We start from the raw sequence: 18,516 nt of genomic DNA, 5'->3' as shown, positions 1-18,516 counted from the left end.
TATGTTAGTATTACCTGCGATTGATCTTTTAGATAACGAAGCTGTTCGACTACTCCAAGGAGATTACTCTAAAAAGACTGTGTATTCTTCCGAACCGGAAAAAATGATCAAAGTCTTTGAAGAACAAGGTGCCACTCTCATTCACATTGTTGATTTAAATGCAGCAAAAACAGGTAAGTCAGAAAACGGGAAAGCCATCCGTAAAATCAAAGACAACTGTTCCGTAGAACTCGAGCTTGGTGGTGGGATTCGTTCTTTAGAAAACATGAAGTTTTATGATGGGCTCGGAGTTTCCCGGTTCATTTTAGGAACTGTGGCTGTAGAAGATCCATCTGTGGTAGAACAGGGATTGAACACCTACGGCCCCAATCGGATCGTGATCGGCGTGGATGCCAAAGACGGATATGTACGCACCAAAGGTTGGGAAACCAACTCCGGTATCAAATATACAGATTTTTTAAAAACAATGTTTGGTATGGGCATTAGACATGTAATTTTTACAGATATATCCAAAGATGGGATGATGGCTGGACCAAACACGACCGTTTATTTGGAGTTGTTGGCAGAGTTCCCTGGTTTACAATTGGTGGCATCCGGTGGAGTTTCTTCCATCGAAGACTTGGTAAATTTGTATGATGCTTCGAAAGGAAAACTTTTTGGGGCCATTACGGGAAAAGCAATTTATGAAGGAAAATTAGACCTAAAAGAAAGTATCAGGATTCTAAGTAAGAAGAGGAATGAAAATTGATGAATCGTAAGAATTTAGCATTAGCAGGAGTAGTCGGTGGAGTTATAGGACTCATTGTCTCTTTCCTATTGGCAATCGAATACTTTGGCATTGGAACCGAAAATATTGCCAATACCGCATGTTCCGCGCTAGGTGGAGGTGACTCTTGTTTAAAAGTAGCAGAGAGTTCTTATTCTGCAATCCCCGGAGTTCCCTTTTTGGGGAATGTTCCCATTGCCTTACTCGGTTTTGGATTTTACGGGTTACTAACGTATTCTTTCTTTTTGGTTACAAAAGCAAAATCGAATGAAGAAGTTTCTAAGTTCATTTCTCTTTTATTCCCTGTCCTGGTTTTAGGACTGTTATTTGATTTGATCCTTTTTGGGATTTCAGTGGGAATTATCGGAACTATTTGCCAACTTTGTTTCGTGACTTACATTGTCACGATAGCTCTCCTCGGTATTTTGTATTTACTTTGGAAAACAGAAGGAAAACCAAAACTTGAGGTTCCAGTGGCCTTAAAAGAAGGAATCACCACCCTTGGGCTCGTTTATTTTTTTAGTTTTTCTTTAGGTTTTGCAACGAGCAAAATGTGGGTAAGTAAAGCAAGTTCCAATACACTTGCGACTTCAAGAGGGATGGATTCAGCTGAAATCCAAACTAAAATTGCCGCTTATTTTCAAGAACCCACTCTTGGAATCAATGTTACCGGTTCTCCTTTCATCGGTAAAAAAGATGCTCCCATCACAATTGTTAAATATGCAGATTACAACTGCGGCCATTGTCTTCATACAAGTCATATCTTACATACGGTCCTTTCTGAATATGATGGAATGGTTCGTGTTGTGTATAAAAACTTTCCATTGGATGGAACTTGTAACCGTTTGATGCAGCAACCAAGACCTGATGCATCCTCTTGCGTCGCTGCAATTGCTGCCATTTGTGCGGATAAACAAGGTAAGTTTGAGCCTATGTATCGAGGGCTTTATGATAACTTAGAAAAGGGTGTAGCTCATTCTGGATCCAGTGTAGTAAATTTAGCAAATTCTATTGGGCTCAATGTCAATTCTTTGAAAGCATGTATGGGTTCTAAAGAAGCGCAAAACCAATTGAATGCTGAGATTGATGAAGCTGAGAAGTTAAACATCCAATCCACTCCGTCTCTTTATATCAATGATAGAAGGATAGAAAGCGGAACTCCTAATCCTATTTTTCTAAAAACACTCCTCGAACAAATCATCCAAAAGATGTAATTGTAAAAGACACCTAAGTAGACTTAGGTGTCATGCGAACTGGTCCTTCTGGTAAAAGAGAAGGATCACCTATTCGATTTAACTCCCAAGAATTCAAAACATTACTTTCATTAGTGTGCAGAGCAGGTCTTAAACTAAGAATAGAATTTCCTTTTTTATATAGGGATCTTCTGCCATAGAACCAACCACCGGTTTCTTCAGGATGTGTGTTTTTACCATAGACCCCACCCATTTCAAAACTTTGTTTCAGATCATTTGCCAATTTCGAAAACGTCATTGGGTCCATTGAAATTCCGTGGTCTGGACCATCTAAATTTCGATCCAAGGTAAAGTGTTTTTCAAAAACCACGGCGCCCAAACCACAGGCCACTGAAGAAGCCAAGGTTCCGTCCGAATGATCGCTAAAGCCAACAACATAGTCTGTTGTATCCAAATAAAATGGAATTGACTGAAGATTTACTTTATTGAGCGGAGTGGGATACATCGAAACACAATGAAGTAAACAAACCTCCGCTTGGTGTTTCTGAAAAAGAGAAATAGCCCTTGTAACTTCTTCAAGTAAAGCAGCACCAGTGGACACAATCAAAGGTTTCCCCGATTGTAGGGATCGATTCAGTAAAGGTAAATTAACAATATCACCCGAAGCAATTTTTAATACGGGGACATCGAGCTCACATAACAAGTCAACAGCGGACTCGCAAAGTGGTGTGGAAAAAAAATCAAGTCCTAGGTCTAAAGCTGTTTTTTGGAATTCTTTATGTTGTGACTCGTTTAATTCGTATTGTTTAAAGATATCGAATAGAAATTTAACTTCGGGATTGGAACTGTCTATAAACTCTTCTGTTCGATAGGTTTGGAATTTGACCGCATGCGCACCTGACTCCTTCGCTTTCGCAATGGTTCGTTTGCCAATTTCAAGGTCTGCGTTATGATTGAGTCCAATTTCTGCAACCAAATACGGTGCAGATTTTCTGGTAAGAGTTTTTGTTCCTATATGAAAATCCAAGTTTTTCCTCTTTCATTGATTGTCGGCAGTTTAAACAAATCCTAGAAGTTTTCCGAACTGAAAAATTAGAAAGGAAGCAGTGAAAGCAAGGGTGGTCATATAAAAAAACTGAACCATGGGCCATAAGATTGTACCGGTTTCTTTTTTTGTGACAGCTAAGGTTGACATACATTGGCTAGCAAATGCAAAAAATACTAGGAGTGACAAACCTGAAAGTGGCGTCCATACAAGCGATCCATCAGCTCTTTTTTCTGTGCGGAGAGTAGATCGAAGAGATTCACCTTCTTCGTTTTCATCTGAACCGTATAGCACAGCCAAGGTGGAAACCATTACTTCCCTTGCTGCAAAAGAAGTTAATATAGAAATACCAATTTTCCAATCAAAACCAAGTGGTTCGATTGATGGTTCCATCACCTTGCCTATGGATCCGATATAAGAAGATTCAATGGGACTTGTGTTCCATTTTTGATCTTTGTACTCTGCTGGGAAGTGACTTAGAAACCAAAGCAAAACGGAAATGTATAATATGATTTGCCCGGCTGTGGACAAAAATGATTTTACCTTCCCGTATACAGTATGAAATAAACTTTTTATAGAAGGGACATTGTATCTCGGAAGTTCCATTACAAAATAAGAAGAATCTTCTTTGAAGACTGTTTTGCGGAAAAGGAAAGCAAACCCAAAACTTGTTATCATTCCAAGAAAAAACATCGAAAACAAAACAAATCCTTGGACATTAAAAATTCCAAATACTGGTGGGAAACTAAATACAGTTCCAACAATCAAAATGTAAACAGGATACCTTGCGGAACACATGATAAGAGGTGATACCATTATCGTTGTAAAACGATCAGATTTGTTTTCGATTGTTCTTGTGCCGAGAATTGCTGGAACAGCACAGGCAGCAGAAGAAAGCAGGGGAATAAAAGATTTTCCTGACAATCCAAACTTACCCATGACTCGATCCATTAAAAAACTAGCACGTGCTAAATATCCTGATTCTTCTAAAATTCCAATAAATAAAAAGAGTAGTGCAATCTGAGGGATGAAAACAATCACACTTCCTACTCCTCCGATAATTCCTTCCGTCAAAAGAGATCTAAGTAACCCTTCGGGTATAACGGACTCGGCAAACGATTGTAAATCGGAGATCCCTGATTCGATTAAGTCCATTGGGATCTCTGCAAAACTAAATAAACTTTGGAAAAGAAATCCCATCAAAAGAAAAAAACAAATAAATCCGAGGACGGGGTGTAATAACACTCGATCCAGTTTTTCTTCCCAACTTCCTGGAGTGGATTTAGGATAGGTAATCACATCGGCCAAAACCTTTTTAATAAAAAAAGAGCGATAGATCATTTCCTCTTGGTAAAAAAAGGAATAACCCTTGCCTTCCACCTCGGATCGTAACCAATTTTTTGTTTCATTGGGAAATTTAACAAAGTAACGTTCTTCACTTAGATTGGGATCTTTATTTAAATATTTTAATGATTGCGATAAAAAGAATTCTGCTTCGTTGGTATTGATTCCTAATTTTTGTTTTGCTGTTTTTAAAAAAGATTCTTCCTTGTCTCCCCATCTCCATAACCTAGGGCGTTTTTGAAATTGACTTTGATCTTTTAAAACTTCCTTTAGAACATCGACACCTTCTCCAGACTTTGCATTTACCAATAAAAATTGAAGACCAATGGATTTTTTAAGTTTATCTAAGTCCAATTGAATTCTTTTTTTCTCCAACACATCTTTCATTGTTAAAACTACAAGTGTTGGAACACCCATGTCGATGATTTGTAATAAAAACTGGAGGCCTCTTTCTAGATTTAACGCATCTAAAACATAAATTACTAGTTCATCTGATTTTCTTGAAAGTAATACTTCGTAAGCAATTTTTTTGTCTTCTGCGGTTCCACCTAGGCCGTATGTACCAGGTAAGTCGGTGATGGTCCACTCTAACTGATCTAATACTAAAGTTCCTTCTCTTTTTTCTACAGTGACTCCACTAAAGTTTCCTGTTTTTTGTTTAAGCCCAGTCAGTTGGTTAAATAAAGTTGATTTCCCACAGTTGGGATTCCCAACTAAATAAATTCGTTTGTCTTTCATGTTTGTTTCAGTTTGATTTCGATTGCTTTCCCATCATCGATTCTTAATGCAATTGTGGTTCCACTTAAAACACAGACCATCTTCCCCAGTAAAAGCGACTTGTTTTGGAGTGTGATTTCTGCTCCAGGAAAAAAACCGAGTTCTAATAATTCGGTTATCATCGGTTTCGGAAGTTTTTGTGAATTCAGTGAAACAATCTCTGCCGTCTCACCGATTTTTAAATCTTGTATAGTCATTCGTATTATTTAAGAAATCGCAAATTTTTGTGAATCGCGGAACAAGTTGATTTCTGGTGCTATTGATTTAACATATCTGTCAAAGTATAACATTTGTTTCATGAGGAGTGCAAATTCTCTCGGAATCTTCAGTCCATTTTTTTCTGCAATTTCCTTCATGTCGTACATGATTCGATTTACCCTGGATTCGTCAAACATCTCATTATCGGTTAAATGGACATAAACGGATTCTAATTCATTAAAAACAGAATCCAATTCTTTTGCAAGGACAGTCGGATTAACTCCGCTATTGGTTGAGTCCATTTCGACCAAACCTTGTGCAACTAATGTTGGTTCGCCGATGCCGATTCCTTGGGTAAATAACATCAAACCTTTCCATATTTTTGGAGAAATTCGTCCTACGATACCGAAATCAATAAAACCGATGGTTCCATCTTTTAGAATCATTAAATTTCCAGCATGCACATCTGCATGAAAAAAACCTTCGTTAGATAAAGAGGAAAACCAAATTTCTAAAGCATCACTTAGAACTTTTCTAGGATTGTTTGTAAATTTACGCAGACCAACTTCATCGGTAATGGGAACACCGTAGAATCGTTCCATAGTTAAAACTTTTTTGGAAGAGAGAGTATGATACACTCTGGGAACCCTTGCTCTAGATTCTTTGGCTCGCAAAAGATAATCTTCAAACTCTTCAATGTTTTTGGCTTCTTGGATAAAATCGATTTCTTGCAAGATTGAGATTTGAAATTCTTCGAACATAGCCGTGAACCCTGATTTTTTAAAGTCAGGTGCAATGAATTCCAAAATTTTGGTTAGAATTCCGAGAATTTGCATGTCGGTTTTTAATGTTAGGTGGACATCCGGCCTTTGGACTTTTACAACAACATCAAGACCTTCTTTGGTAACCGCAGCATGAACTTGTGCAATCGAAGCTGAGGCTAGGGGAGTTTCTTCAAAACTATGGAATAAATTTTCGAGTTTTCCACCCAATTCTCGTTCTACGGAAGATCGTATGTCCCGAAAGGCCACAGGTCGTACAGAGTCCAAACATGCTTGCATTTCTTCTACATATTCTTTGGGGAAAAGGGAGGGGGCACTGGCGATGAATTGGCCTAACTTGATATAAGTGGCACCTAGATGGGAAAATGCCTCTCGGAGGGTGATGGCAATTTCTCTATGGTTGGGTTCTCCTTTGGCAAGTTGGGTCAGGATCCCAAAGGCTTTAGAACTGAACACAAAACTGGAATGGGCGACTCGTAGGCTTGATTGCCAACCAAAAGAAACGATTTCAGAAAGGGAATCCATACGCCCTAGTTTAAGACCTAAATCGGGATTGGAAACGAGAAAATCTCCTTTGATCCTGCAATTGAAATAGAGTTGCAGGAATAGGTCCCAACCAAAAACTTATCAAATCGCACCCATGAGCCAAGAAACTGTCCTGTACCAAGAGTTAGAGAAACTCGATCTCAACGAGATCAAAAAAATCGCCAGCCTTTGGAACATCCAAAAGATCCCGGGAAAGGACAAAAAATCGACCATTTTGGGACTTATGGAGATTTTCCAGAACGAATTTTACCTCAAAGGGGTTCTGGAAAAGTTTACCCCACTCCAAGTCAATATTCTAACATCCATATTAAAGAACAAAGGGGTGATGACACTTGGTGAAATTTCTAGAAAGGTAAACATTCCACCCATTAACGTGGAGATGGAGCTCAATGTTCTTAGGAAATACTACCTTCTTTACCAAAGAAAAAACCGAGAGCGTCTTACTAACAATTTAGATAAATACCATACTTATGATGAATATTTAAAACTCATCAAAGTGGAAACAAACCCTAAGGGGGAGAAATTTAAATTCTCCATTGAGAAGGCTTTACACAAATCGACTCTTGCTGAACTCCCTGAAGAATGGAAAGAAGCTGTTGGTGCCAAAAAAGGCGAACACATTGAAACATTCTTAAAGAATGCTCTCGAGAGGGAATTCCTTCAAAAGTTAATCGAAGACCTTTCTGATTTTGATAAAGATATTCTCCATCAAATTTATATTCATGGCGGTGTGATTGAAGCGGATACCATTCGTAATTACATCACGGTCAACCGCGGTAAGTTTGAACAAACTATTCCTCACCTAACATCACTTTATCTTGTTCGTGACTTATATTATGTAGAGGATAAATTTATTCGGGTCATTGTCATTCCGAAAGAAATTTTAGACCATTTGCAGTTCTCTCCTATTTTACCTCCTGTAAAAAAAGGAACCAGAGTGCGTCAGGAAAAAATTTCTGCCAATGGACTCGATTTTTTCCTAAATGTCAAAAAACTCATTTCTTATATTTCACGTAAAGGTTTGAACCTTGCAAAATCAGGGAAAATCAAACAGGCAGACCACAAAAGAACCGAAACGGAACTTTTATCTCCTGATATAGAAATTTTCCCTGAAAAAAGTCAGGTCTATCAAATTGAACTCATCCTTCCGATCCTAAAACTTTTGGGATATGTGGATATCAAAGGTGAAAATGTAATTCTCATCCAAGAGACCGATGAATTTTTAAAGAAAGACATCTTTGAAATCATGAAACTCGTGATTCATGAAGTCAATGAAGCAAGAACACGTCGTTTAAATCCTCCTGAAGTGTTTACAGCCACCGAAGTTCCGTTCTACGAAAAAGGTATTTTGGATAAAACTGTAAAACTGATTATGGCACATGGAAAGATCAATACTTCTGTGATTTTTTCACATATCATTCGTGACCATCTGGTGTTTTCACCGACTTTCCAAATCAAAACGTATGAAGAAGATTTGGCAGATTTACGAAAAGAAATCATCTCTGCTATTTTTTACTTACAACTCTTTGGTCTCATCGAGGTGGAATACCCACAGCGAAACCTAAGCCTCTCTGAGCTTGGTGCTCACTATTTCAACCATGAAGCACTGGTAACAGTAACAGAAAAAGGTGGAATCACCATCAACCCAGATTTCTCGATCATTGCCTTCCCTGATCGGGTTTCTTTACATGGTATCCATTTGTTAAAGGCTTTCTGTGAGTTAAAAGATTACGATCGCGTTTACACCTTTTTACTTACCAAAGATAGTTTCCAATTGGGAATTCTTTTAGGTTATGACAAAGAAACTTTTGTTCATTTTTTACGAGAATCATCCAAGGCGGATTTAGCACAAAACTTACTCTTCCTACTCGATGATTGGGGTAACAACTTACCAATTGTTACCATTACGGAAGATTCCGTCCTTCTCCGAACCAAAGACTCGCAAGTGATGGAACTTCTACTTGGTCAAATCAAAGGGAAAAAGTTTGTTTTGGAAGAAGTTAGCCCGACAGGAATCATCATTGAAAAATCAAAGGTGATGGAAGTCATCGCCATTGCAGAAAAGTTGAACATGATCATCCGACTGAATCGGTAGTTTTAAAACCTAAAAAAACAATAAAAAAAGACCAACATTTGTTGGTCTTTTTTTATGTACACAGGGCCTAAACGAAGGACAACACAGGCCAGGTATTTGATCGTTTATTTTTTTTCGCCAGCTGCTAGCTCTGGGTCAGTGACTTTGATTTTGTTTTTAAAATCCCATTTACGAAATGGAGAAACTGCATCCAAACGTTCTTGAGTGACAAAGAACAATCTCTCACCGTATTTTACGAGCCCACCCTTATAATAAGCATACTTGGTTTTGTGGTCTACCATTCCCACTTCCATGACCTTATTCCAATCTTCGCAGGTCTTTAAAGAAGGTACCTTTCGGAGATACAATTCCTTAATTGAGTTTTCTTTCACCGCATCGCGAAGTATTTTTTCCCATTCCATATTCGAATAGCCTTTCTTTCCTTAGCTAAATTTCAATTTCATTTTTCTTTTTATGAGGGACTAACTGAGGTGGACTACGGAAAAAAACAAAAAATATTAGAAAAAGGGCCATGATTCGCCAAGGACTCGGGCCGAATTGGAGATAAGGCGTGGTTCTCTCCTTGGTCACTGTTGGTAAATCAAGATAACCGATGGCTTTTTGGAATGTTTGTAAATCGCCCATCATTTCTCTACCCCATGGATCAAAAGCTATGGTGAGCCCTGTGACCGCAACACGAACGACCGGCCTACCAGATTCGATCGATCTTAGCCTACCTGCTCCCGCATGTTGTTTGGTTTCCGTTAAACTTTCAAACCAGGAATCATTGGTAAGATTCAGAATGAACTCAGAAGGAGAATGATTGACTATCTTTCTAACAAATTCGGGATAAAGAACTTCATAACAAATCAGCGGACTAAATGTAACTGTTTCGCCCGTTTTTGTTTGGAACCCTAAAGCATCTGTTAGTTTTCCTGGAATGTGACGGCTGGTTTCTGGGAAGATAGTTCGTAACCAAGGAAATTCTGTTTCCCCCGGTAAATACTCTCCAAAGGGTAATAATACTTGTTTGTATCGTCTTTCTGATGATAGGGACAAAGGATGAAGGACGGTGAATGAGTTCCTTGAACCTTGGTCCCAAACTAATTCATTAAATGCGAGAGGGGTTTTGCCAATTTGAACCAAACTTGTTGTAATATCCACAAAACTTTTGCTATACGTTGAATTAGGATCTTTTGAATCAAGAGTGCCCAAAAAGGGAATCGAAGATTCAGGCATCACCAGTAAATCAATGGGTTTTGGAGAATTTTGAATGGCCTCAAGTCCTATATCATAAACGGATTGGATGGTTTTTGTCATCCAGTCCTGGTTTTCTTGAATTTCTTTCTTCGCATAAGTCGTATTTGGTTGCAGTAATGCGAGGTGGATGGTTGGGCCTTGGGGTATGGTTTCTGCTAGAAAATAGAGATTCATCGAAAAAAAACAAAAAATTGGGAATAAAAAAGGGAGATAACTTTTTACTCCCTTAGCGGATTTTAAAAGCATTAAATACAGGAGGGAGGCAGAGACCACGGAAACAAAACCCAAAACCTCAATGCCGAACCTTGCCATTTGGCGCCAAAGGATTTGGTTTCGAAATAGATCACCCCAATATACGGGAAATACCATGGGGCAAATCCAATCAGATATTAAAAATAAAGAAGGAAGGACAAATAAAAATAAATGAGAGTCCTTGATGGCTCGATGTTTGGTTAAAAAAACAGAACCAAAAAAAACAATTCCTATTTTATAAAAAGAAAGAAGTGCATAGACCAAAAAGAGAAAAGCCGAGACCAGAACCCCTTGGCTAGAAATATTGCGAATGGCATTCCAGATCCAATAAAAACTTGTCAATGTCACAAGTGAGGAAAACAAAATGGTGCCAATAAAGGTTTTTTTCCAACTAGAACTAACCGTTAGTTGTTTTGTGAAGTGAAGCAATAGAAAGATACAAAGAAACCCCGCAGAGGTGAGTCCAAAGGGTTCTAAGGCCAGTGCAAAAAAAACTGAGACTGGAAAAAGTATAAGGATTGGATATTTAATTTCCGGAATTTTTGAGTGTTTTCTCATATTCCATTCTTCTTGTGTATTCCTCTGCTAGTTCTTTACTTCCCAAGGTTTGGATACGAAGGTCCATCAGTTTCTTTTCACGTTCTGACTCAGAAAGATTGGGAAAGTTTTTTAATAGTTTTTTTTCTTCGACTTGGAGTTTAGAAATTTTTTCTTCCTCTTCTTTCATCTCCTTTAAAACCTTCTCCATCCTTTCGTTCCCGTCTTTACCAAAATAACGAATTCGAACTTCTTTTTCTTTGACTTCCCTTTCCGGACCAGACAACTTAGAAAGTTCAATTTGTCTTAAGTCCATTTCGGTTTCGAACTTATCAAACTTAGGTTCTCTTGCTTCAACTGCATTGTAAAATGCCCCAAAAGTTTTTTTGCGATAGTCCTCATATAAACGAATTCTTTCGTCGGCTTTTAGATTTTTGGTTTCATCTAAAAAGTTTTTTCTATTGAAACTAAAATCTGCTGTTGCTTCTTCTAATCCGAAAATGAGTTCAGCATCTTCTTTGGCAAAATACTTTCTACGAAGTTGTTTGATTTGTTCGTATCTTTCTTGGTTGGTATAAGATTTACTGGAAGGATCCAAATGCACCATAGCTTCTTCATATTTTAAATAATTGGAAAGCATTGTAATCAGTCGTTTGGCTTCTTCTCCCCCATATTCATTTTGGAGAAAGGCTTTGATGTATTCGTGGCATTGTTCGCGGGTGCTCCCTTCCGGACATTGTCTTCGCAGGTTCCAAAGTTCAGAAACTAAATTCAACTCACCCGATTTTGCTTTTGCTAATATTTCTTCAAAACGAAGGAACTGGCCATCGGCTGAAAAAATTGTTTTTGCGGATTCTAAATAAAAAGGGTCCACCGAAAATCCATCACTTTGGGTTCGAAAATAGGACTCTGCTTTGTCGTTTGGATTTTCCTCATTTGTGGTTTCTAACTCACTTGGTGAGAAGATTCGAAAGGCAAAGTAGATAAGAAGAAGGGCGCCAATGGCATAACTTAGATAACGAAAAATTTTAACATTCATGGGAGATGGTATCGTAGTAAAGGATGGATTGAAACATCTGGAAACAAAAAAACCCAAGCCGAAGCTTGGGTTTTCTTAAAAAATTCGAAAGTGAATTACTGATTTGCCTTCATGTTAGAAGCCATATCTAGGTAGAAACCTTCCACATCATACCAAAGACTTCCTGAACGGAGAGTGTTGGATACTTGTAAGTGGTCAATTCCAGTTGTGAAGATTCCATAGGAAGGTCCACCTTTCCATGTTCCCCATTTTTGTGAAGAAAGTGGAACGAGCCCATCGTTTGTGAAACCTTGTCCTTGGAAAAGTCCACCGGCCCCACAAGCAGGGTGAAGGATCCCCATGAGCGGGTGTTGGATTAGGTCAGGAATTGTGATAGAAGATCCGTAAGAGAAATACTTCACACCGGATTTGTTTGGAGTGTATCCGTTAAAAGCAGTGAGTCCTTCTTTTGATAGAGAAGCTAAGGCCGCCAAAGCATTTTGTTGGTTGGTTCCACCATAAACAAGTTTTACAAGAGTTTCTACTACACTAGCAACAAAGGGTTGGATCCAACTCGGAAGAACTGTTTTCACAATGTCAGCAATCGGAGAACCATAGTGAGGTGTGTTGAGAGTCGTGAGTGTTGCTGTGCGACCAGAAAGTCCTAAGTTAGAAACCATATAACGGCTATCAAGTCCACCTTGAGAGTGACCAAGGATGTGGAACTTTCCAGTGTAGTTTGTTGCTGCGGCATAAGTAAGGATAGCGGCTTTTAGTTCAGCAGCTCGCACCTCGTTTGAGTTGGCTGCCGTTTTCCCTGGAGCAAATACAGTAGCCCCTTGGCTTCTGAGGTAATCGTCCGTTCCACCCCAGTAGTTGACGATGCTGATGATTCCACCGGAGTTTTCGCCCCAGCCAAAAAGACCATGAGAAAGGATAATGGGATAAGTGCCTGCGAGCGGTTTGGAAGAAGAACCCGAACTAGCGAGAACAGGACTTGCTAACGCAACCGTGATAAAAATGGCCAAAAGACCTTTGCGAATCATATATATTTCACCTCTGAATTTTCTAAGATAAAACTGTGTCAATTTGCCTTATTTGGGGCAAGGATATTTTTGCTACAAATTCGAAAAAAGTGGGGTGGTTTGGGTCAAATTGAACATCTTTAGATATGGAATTGTGTTTGCCGAATTTAGAAAATTAGTTCCAGAGGATTGGATATGGACCAACGGGATTGGTTTTGGGATTTGTTTTTTTTACCGTTTCCCATTAAGGTAAAGTTAGGTGAAATTAACTAACAAACGACTTAATTTCGGAGTAAAAATTTCAATCCACTCGTTTGCGGTAACGAATGTAAAATCTTTCAAAGGAGGAGTTGTCCCAAAATTCCACCGCCTCTTTATTTTGTAAAATGGCCCGTAGTTCGATCGAAGGGATAGATTTTTCTTTGCACCAAAGATCCACATCCTTCAAAAGTTCAGACATATATCCTTTTTTCTTTTTACCAAGTTTGGTGACTGCAAGATCGATAAATAGGCTTCTTTCTTCTTCTAGGTGTGGTTTCTCTTCGATTCGGCCAATGAGTAAAGATACAAGTTCCGAATCCACAAAGAACCCACGCATATAGACCTTGCCGGTTCCTATGAGTTTAAAGTAGATATCAGTAAATTTCGTAGCGGCGCGAGGACGGATGCGAAAAAGACCATCTAACTCGAGTTCGTTTACTTTTCGGTAAAACTGATTCACGAGTTCGATGGTTTGGTTTCTGTCAGATTCTGTTAAATCTCGAATCACCTATACCATTCTGTTGATTAGGTAAGATTTGATTTCTGTGATTGCAATTCTTTCTTGTTTCATTGAATCTCTTTCCCGGATGGTGACGGTTCCATCACTCATGGAATCATAATCCACTGTGATACAAAATGGAGTTCCGATTTCGTCATGGCGGCGATAACGTTTTCCGATGGCGCCACTTTCATCGTAATCTACATACCAATGGTTACGAAGGTCCGCATAAATTTCTTTTGCTTTGGCATCGAGTCCGTCTTTTTTCATCAAAGGGAAAATTGCCACTTTCATTGGGCTGACACGTCTTCCAAAACGAAGGACAGTGCGAATGTCGTCTTTTTCTAACTTTTCTTCTTCGTAAGCATCACATAAAACAGCAAGGAAGAGGCGGTTAAGACCAAGGGCAGGTTCGACTACATATGGAAGGTATTTTTTCTTTTGGTCGAGATCATGGTACTTTAAATCTTCCGAAGAAAATTTTTCATGTTGGGTAAGGTCATAATCGGTTCTCGAAGCCACACCCCAAAGTTCCCCCCAACCAAATGGATATTTGTATTCGATATCACTTGTGGAATCACTGTAGAAAGAAAGTTCTTCTTTTTCATGTTCTCTCACACGTAAGTTTTCTTTTTTTAAACCAACCACATTCACAAGCCAGTCCATGCAGTAGTCCACCCAATACTTAAACCATTCTTTCTGAGTTCCTGGTTCGCAGAAAAACTCCATCTCCATTTGTTCGAACTCACGTGTGCGAAAGATAAATTGGCGAGCCATGATTTCGTTTCGAAAAGACTTCCCAATTTGTGCAATTCCAAACGGAACTTTTTTCCGAGCGATTTGGGTTACATTTTTAAAATTAATAAAAATACCTTGGGCCGTTTCTGGGCGAAGGTAAATGTCAGTGGCACCTTCTTCGGAGGCACCATGCGATGTTTTGAACATCAAATTGAATTGGCGGGCATCCGTAAAACTTCCCACAGTGCCACAAGTTGGACAAGCATAGGCTTTGTCTCGGATAGTATTTGTAAGTTCTTCTAGAGTTTTTCCTGTCGCTGCACCTTCGCCTTCTTTATCTTCCAAAAACTTATCCACGCGGATCCGCGTTTTACATTTTTTGCAATCCATTAGGGGATCGTTAAAGTTAGAAATATGACCAGAAGCTTCCCAAACGCGTGGGTGGAGGAGGATGGAGGAATCAAGTCCCAAAACATCGTCCCGTCTGTGTACAAAGTATTCCCACCAAAGTCGTTTTAGGTTGTTTAATACTTCGATTCCGTTCGGGCCATAGTCAAATGTATTGGAGAGGCCTCCGTAAATTTCGGATCCTGGGAAAACAAAGCCCCTTCTTTTGGAGACTGCAACTATGGGTTTGAGCGACTGCTCTTCTTTCTCTTTCGGCTGTGCCATATCCGCCAAATTTTTTGTTTTCCATGAAAATTCAAAGTATTTTCCTTGAGATAAGACTAAAGAATGGATTCGGCAAATTCAAAACAACTCTCTCCCTGGGCTAAAAAATCCTTAACCTTCTTCCTTTGGATGTCCCCTCTCTTTTCTCTTGGGCCATTTTTGGCATTGGGAGTTCTATTTGCTTTCCCCAGAGAATTCCGTCTACGCCTTCGTGCCACCTCGGTGATTGCAGTTTATATTCTATCTTGGGTTGTTTTTTATCCCATTGAACTAGTGCACAGGTCGGGACTCGAATGGGAGGCAGTCATAAATGAATTCCTAGCGAAAGATTCTCGGGGGCTCCAGCTAAAGTTTGGGTTTGTGGTCATTTGTTTTCTTTTGCTCCTAACAAACTACATTCATAGCCACAAAAGAAACAAAAAAAGAGAATCCATACGAACGACCCGATTGCAAACAGATCATCCTTACGGAAGGATCCGAACGGAGATGAGAATTCGCGATTCCAAGTTTGATACTTTATTGTTAGTTTTGTTTCTTGCTCTCCTACTCAATTTTGGATTCCAATACCTTTCTGAAAAATTACACCCGATCAAATCACTTTCTCCATTGGCACCGCTTGTGGATCTATACCAGTTTGTTTTTAATTATTCGATTTCACTTTGTATCCTTCTATTTAGTTTCAATCGAAACAAAATTCCGTCTCTGATTGCAAAACCTTATCTACGTTATATGGAAGGGATTCGTATCCGAGAAAGGTGGAAAGCAGCTGTTGTTTCACAAGGAAGATTCCCATTTCGGTTAGAACTTATTGTTAAAGAAAAGGCAAAATTCCGAGACCATATCCTTCCTGGATTTGGACATATTTATGTTTATGAGTATTGGCGTGGGTTCCCGATTTTATTTTTAACTTTGTTGCTTTTTTTGTTTTCTGCTGTTTGGGTATTCTCGTATTTAAGTCCCATTTTTGGAATCCAGTTTTTGGCAGGATTTGGATTAAAACCGGGAGTCCCCGATAAAGATTTTTTTATCTCATCACAAAACATTGCCTATGCGGGCTTTTCATTATTAGCACTTGTTGGAATTTACTTTTACTCCTCTTATTTACTCGAAAAATCCTTTAGTTTAGAAAATTTAGGAGTTAAAGAAGATAAAGTAGGTGAGTCAGAACCCTTTTTCAAACCTGGTCTTCGAAAAGGTTTCAGGAATGTTTTACCACTTTCTTTACTCTTTCATTTAATTTTGATCTCTCTTGTTTTTCTCATCCCGATCACTCTACAACGTGGTAAAAAGAAAGAACAATCCTCACAGAAGAATGATCACTTCCGTCCTGAAAAAATGGAATTCTATTTTATTGATCCTAATGTCCCCGATGATACCAAAGGCCTGAATGGTGGGGTTGTGACGGGGAATGAAACAGAAAACAAGGAAAAAGGAGAAAAGATCTCCAACGAAAAAGTAGCAGATAACGGTCCAGTCAAAGGCCAGATCAAAAAAATTCGAGGGAAAAAAGTCCCACCAACTTACTCTAATTATATCTCTGCAAAAATGCGAATCCCTGAAAGTTACATGGACTATTGGGCCAAGGCCCCCCATCCTTATTCTTCTGTGGTCGCTTATACCATTACCCAAGATGGGGATGTGATTGATGTAGAACTTGTGGAAGCATCGGATTACCCAGACCAAGACCTCCGTACCTTACAACTTGTAGAAAGTTTGGGACCACTTATGCCTCCACCAGGAACTAAAAACGACATCCGCGTGACGGAACTTTTCTGGAATGGACCCATTGATCCTGAATTTGTTCCCACACAATTGCAAAAAGAAATGATCAATTTATTTGACGGGCGTTATATGGAAGAGCTACCAGAATGAAAGAAATTGGACCCATTGATTATTTGATTGGAGCATTCACGATTCTTCCTTGGGCCATAGTCATTTGGAAGGCATACAAACCAAAAAAAGGTTGGCAGGAAGTTTTTGGCATTCTTTTGGCTTTGTTCTTTGGTTGGTTGTCCACAGATCTGATTCTTAGACTTCATCCCATCCTTTGGCCAGAAACTGATTTTATGCCAAAGAAAAAAGTAAGTATGTTATCCCAAACAGCTCATTTGGCTTTTATCCAAGCGGGGATCACTGAAGAAACATTTAAGATATTTTTTATTATGGTTTTGTCTTTTATATTGGGTTATGATAAAAAAACAAAAACCTTTTCTCCTAATGTGGTTTTGTTTGGATCTTTTGTTGCAATGGGTTTTTCTTTTATCGAAAACACCCATTACATTGCAAGAGAACCGGACGAAAAAAAATTCGACCTCTTTATTGCAAGAACCGTTCATTCATCCAATATCCATTTGCTGATCAATCTTTGTTTTTCATTGTTTTTGTTGAAAAGTAATTTGAGGATCGAAAGTGCTAACAAACGATTATACATAATATTGGGTTTTGCCTTGGCAGTCATGCAACACGGGGTTGTAGACTTTCTATTGATTCCCGGTTCTATCATTGGCCTTTGGATCGCTACTGCCCTTTTCGTTGGGATTTGGGTTTGGACAGTGAACGATTGGCGGGAACTGGTGGTGGATGGGAATCTCCAACCAATTGAAAATTTAACAAATAGAGAGGAAGTAAAATGAAACCCAATCAATTTTTACTGATTGTTATGTTTGTAGTTTCATTTGGACATAATTCATCTGTTTTGGCTCTGAATTCCAATGAGAAAAAACAAAACGAAGTTTACTGTAAGAACTTCCAATCAGGTTCATTTGTGAACCAATGTTCTTCAGGTCATACATCTAAATTCAAAAGACTCGATGGGGTTCAAGTTCAGGAATATGGTAACTTTTATCTAAAGGAAAAAAATGTATGGACTGCTCCATGTGAGTATAGAAATACACTACTTGAAACAAATGATCCTGAAATTCGTTTGTATGTTGGTAATAGTATTAGTATCAAAATGGTAAATGTCACAAAGACTAGTTATCGAACAATAGAAGCGAATTCGGGTGACAAAAATATATTTTGCGAAGTGAAAAAAATAGGTGAGATTGAACCTTCTACTACTTTGTAGATAAAAAAACTCTGATCCCAGCTTCCGAATATTCTTCCCAATCAGTTTGGTAAGTTCTGATTCTGGGAATCTCTGGATGGTTCCAAATTTCTGCCCAAAATTTAGGAACAACTTCTTCCGGTGCCCCGGGTTGGATTTGAAAATAACGACCGTTTTGTGGTTCGATGTGAACTAACTCCATTCCGGGTAATAACTTTGTGTTTGCTTCTACGGCATAACCTAACAAAAAATCATAAGCACCGTTTTCGTCAGATGTGTAGTTGAAATAAACAGCAAAAAGCGGATCATACTTTCGAAACGTTTCCATCTGTTTAGGGATGTCTTCTTTGTAAAACCGAGAGTACGTTGCGGGTATTTTGATATCAGCATCACCAGGTGCGTTGGAAGTCCGGATTTTAAGACCCATCACCGTGAATTTTTCAGTTTTTACCAATGGTTCCATCAGTTCCGACATAGAGAAAA

The 18,516-nt window shown here is 38.8% G+C and carries 17 protein-coding genes; 6 read left to right on the top strand and 11 right to left on the bottom strand.

Annotation, left to right across the window (positions count from 1 at the left end; genetic code table 11):
- Position 1 precedes the first annotated feature (1 nt).
- Together hisA and CLV96_RS06685 are read left to right on the top strand one after the other, a co-directional pair.
- Positions 2–748, top strand: a complete 747-nt coding sequence (hisA, locus tag CLV96_RS06690) for a 1-(5-phosphoribosyl)-5-[(5-phosphoribosylamino)methylideneamino]imidazole-4-carboxamide isomerase (RefSeq protein ID WP_004786696.1) — start codon at positions 2–4, stop codon at positions 746–748.
- A complete protein-coding gene (locus CLV96_RS06685; protein WP_004787468.1) occupies positions 748–1,980 on the top strand; it encodes a vitamin K epoxide reductase/DsbA family protein in 1,233 nt (410 codons plus the stop codon). Before hisA ends, CLV96_RS06685 begins: the two co-directional genes overlap by 1 nt.
- 13 nt (positions 1,981–1,993) lie before the next feature.
- On the opposite strand, the gene CLV96_RS06680 is transcribed toward CLV96_RS06685, so the two are convergent.
- Genes CLV96_RS06680 through CLV96_RS06665 form a run of 4 tightly spaced genes read right to left on the bottom strand, consistent with a single transcriptional unit; the run spans position 1,994 to position 6,630 of the window.
- Positions 1,994–2,986 (bottom strand): N-acetylneuraminate synthase family protein, encoded by a 993-nt coding sequence (locus CLV96_RS06680; protein WP_004785119.1) that lies wholly within the window; start codon positions 2,984–2,986, stop codon positions 1,994–1,996.
- Positions 2,987–3,016: 30 nt separating this feature from the next.
- Positions 3,017–5,086 carry a ferrous iron transport protein B gene (feoB, locus tag CLV96_RS06675; protein ID WP_134151861.1) on the bottom strand — a complete coding sequence of 690 codons (2,070 nt, stop codon included), beginning with the start codon at positions 5,084–5,086 and terminating at the stop codon, positions 3,017–3,019.
- On the bottom strand, positions 5,083–5,322 hold the full coding sequence (locus tag CLV96_RS06670; RefSeq protein WP_004786392.1) for a FeoA family protein: 240 nt from the start codon (positions 5,320–5,322) through the stop codon (positions 5,083–5,085). The genes feoB and CLV96_RS06670 overlap by 4 nt, the downstream gene beginning before the upstream one ends.
- A gap of 9 nt (positions 5,323–5,331) precedes the next feature.
- Positions 5,332–6,630: an ABC1 kinase family protein gene (locus CLV96_RS06665; protein WP_004787064.1), complete on the bottom strand. Its 1,299-nt coding sequence runs from the start codon at positions 6,628–6,630 to the stop codon at positions 5,332–5,334.
- 115 nt (positions 6,631–6,745) lie between these two features.
- On the opposite strand from CLV96_RS06665, the gene CLV96_RS06660 reads away from it, so the two are divergent.
- Positions 6,746–8,746: a hypothetical protein gene (locus CLV96_RS06660; RefSeq protein ID WP_004786851.1), complete on the top strand. Its 2,001-nt coding sequence runs from the start codon at positions 6,746–6,748 to the stop codon at positions 8,744–8,746.
- A 104-nt stretch (positions 8,747–8,850) separates the two neighbouring features.
- Here the strand turns inward: CLV96_RS06660 and CLV96_RS06655 are convergent, their stop codons facing one another.
- The 6 genes from CLV96_RS06655 to CLV96_RS06630 all read right to left on the bottom strand — a co-directional run bounded on the left by CLV96_RS06655 (position 8,851) and on the right by CLV96_RS06630 (position 14,987).
- A complete protein-coding gene (locus CLV96_RS06655) occupies positions 8,851–9,147 on the bottom strand; it encodes a hypothetical protein (RefSeq protein WP_004784493.1) in 297 nt (98 codons plus the stop codon).
- Between the two features lie 25 nt (positions 9,148–9,172).
- Entirely contained in the window at positions 9,173–10,795 is a 1,623-nt protein-coding gene (gene lnt, locus CLV96_RS06650; protein WP_004784809.1) for an apolipoprotein N-acyltransferase, read from the bottom strand.
- A complete protein-coding gene (locus tag CLV96_RS06645) occupies positions 10,764–11,813 on the bottom strand; it encodes a lipase secretion chaperone (protein ID WP_004785645.1) in 1,050 nt (349 codons plus the stop codon). Before CLV96_RS06645 ends, lnt begins: the two co-directional genes overlap by 32 nt.
- Before the next feature lie 95 nt (positions 11,814–11,908).
- Positions 11,909–12,838, bottom strand: a complete 930-nt coding sequence (locus tag CLV96_RS06640) for an esterase/lipase family protein (RefSeq protein WP_004786863.1) — start codon at positions 12,836–12,838, stop codon at positions 11,909–11,911.
- Positions 12,839–13,118: 280 nt separating this feature from the next.
- A complete protein-coding gene (locus CLV96_RS06635) occupies positions 13,119–13,586 on the bottom strand; it encodes a hypothetical protein (protein ID WP_004786324.1) in 468 nt (155 codons plus the stop codon).
- On the bottom strand, positions 13,587–14,987 hold the full coding sequence (locus CLV96_RS06630; RefSeq protein WP_040917281.1) for a glycine--tRNA ligase: 1,401 nt from the start codon (positions 14,985–14,987) through the stop codon (positions 13,587–13,589).
- A gap of 63 nt (positions 14,988–15,050) precedes the next feature.
- Between CLV96_RS06630 and CLV96_RS06625 the strand changes: the two genes are divergently transcribed.
- From CLV96_RS06625 to CLV96_RS06615, 3 genes are read left to right on the top strand one after another with little or no spacing between them, the layout of a single operon-like run.
- Positions 15,051–16,859: an energy transducer TonB family protein gene (locus CLV96_RS06625; protein WP_004784831.1), complete on the top strand. Its 1,809-nt coding sequence runs from the start codon at positions 15,051–15,053 to the stop codon at positions 16,857–16,859.
- Positions 16,856–17,620 (top strand): PrsW family glutamic-type intramembrane protease, encoded by a 765-nt coding sequence (locus CLV96_RS06620; protein ID WP_004785739.1) that lies wholly within the window; start codon positions 16,856–16,858, stop codon positions 17,618–17,620. Before CLV96_RS06625 ends, CLV96_RS06620 begins: the two co-directional genes overlap by 4 nt.
- On the top strand, positions 17,617–18,054 hold the full coding sequence (locus CLV96_RS06615) for a hypothetical protein (RefSeq protein ID WP_004785521.1): 438 nt from the start codon (positions 17,617–17,619) through the stop codon (positions 18,052–18,054). The genes CLV96_RS06620 and CLV96_RS06615 overlap by 4 nt, the downstream gene beginning before the upstream one ends.
- Here the strand turns inward: CLV96_RS06615 and CLV96_RS06610 are convergent.
- Positions 18,044–18,508 (bottom strand): GyrI-like domain-containing protein, encoded by a 465-nt coding sequence (locus CLV96_RS06610; RefSeq protein WP_004787373.1) that lies wholly within the window; start codon positions 18,506–18,508, stop codon positions 18,044–18,046. The two genes, CLV96_RS06615 and CLV96_RS06610, sit on opposite strands and share 11 nt — an antisense overlap.
- Between the last annotated feature and the right edge of the window lie 8 nt (positions 18,509–18,516).

It is taken from the genome of Leptospira meyeri, from assembly GCF_004368965.1.
GTDB classification, from domain to species: Bacteria; Spirochaetota; Leptospiria; order Leptospirales; family Leptospiraceae; genus Leptospira_A; species Leptospira_A meyeri.
The sequence above is the reverse complement of the archived record's forward strand: the minus strand, read 5'-3'. Positions and strand labels throughout refer to the sequence as shown.

What these genes read in the sequence shown, in the direction of transcription:
- hisA (WP_004786696.1), top strand. Translation starts at nt 2, where the DNA reads ATGTTAGTATTACCTGCGATTGATCTTTTAGATAACGAAGCTGTTCGA.
- CLV96_RS06685 (WP_004787468.1), top strand. Translation starts at nt 748, where the DNA reads ATGAATCGTAAGAATTTAGCATTAGCAGGAGTAGTCGGTGGAGTTATA.
- feoB (WP_134151861.1), bottom strand. Translation starts at nt 5,086, where the DNA reads ATGAAAGACAAACGAATTTATTTAGTTGGGAATCCCAACTGTGGGAAA.
- CLV96_RS06670 (WP_004786392.1), bottom strand. Translation starts at nt 5,322, where the DNA reads ATGACTATACAAGATTTAAAAATCGGTGAGACGGCAGAGATTGTTTCA.
- CLV96_RS06665 (WP_004787064.1), bottom strand. Translation starts at nt 6,630, where the DNA reads ATGGATTCCCTTTCTGAAATCGTTTCTTTTGGTTGGCAATCAAGCCTA.
- CLV96_RS06660 (WP_004786851.1), top strand. Translation starts at nt 6,746, where the DNA reads ATGAGCCAAGAAACTGTCCTGTACCAAGAGTTAGAGAAACTCGATCTC.
- CLV96_RS06655 (WP_004784493.1), bottom strand. Translation starts at nt 9,147, where the DNA reads ATGGAATGGGAAAAAATACTTCGCGATGCGGTGAAAGAAAACTCAATT.
- lnt (WP_004784809.1), bottom strand. Translation starts at nt 10,795, where the DNA reads ATGAGAAAACACTCAAAAATTCCGGAAATTAAATATCCAATCCTTATA.
- CLV96_RS06645 (WP_004785645.1), bottom strand. Translation starts at nt 11,813, where the DNA reads ATGAATGTTAAAATTTTTCGTTATCTAAGTTATGCCATTGGCGCCCTT.
- CLV96_RS06640 (WP_004786863.1), bottom strand. Translation starts at nt 12,838, where the DNA reads ATGATTCGCAAAGGTCTTTTGGCCATTTTTATCACGGTTGCGTTAGCA.
- CLV96_RS06630 (WP_040917281.1), bottom strand. Translation starts at nt 14,987, where the DNA reads ATGGCACAGCCGAAAGAGAAAGAAGAGCAGTCGCTCAAACCCATAGTT.
- CLV96_RS06625 (WP_004784831.1), top strand. Translation starts at nt 15,051, where the DNA reads ATGGATTCGGCAAATTCAAAACAACTCTCTCCCTGGGCTAAAAAATCC.
- CLV96_RS06620 (WP_004785739.1), top strand. Translation starts at nt 16,856, where the DNA reads ATGAAAGAAATTGGACCCATTGATTATTTGATTGGAGCATTCACGATT.
- CLV96_RS06615 (WP_004785521.1), top strand. Translation starts at nt 17,617, where the DNA reads ATGAAACCCAATCAATTTTTACTGATTGTTATGTTTGTAGTTTCATTT.
- CLV96_RS06610 (WP_004787373.1), bottom strand. Translation starts at nt 18,508, where the DNA reads ATGTCGGAACTGATGGAACCATTGGTAAAAACTGAAAAATTCACGGTG.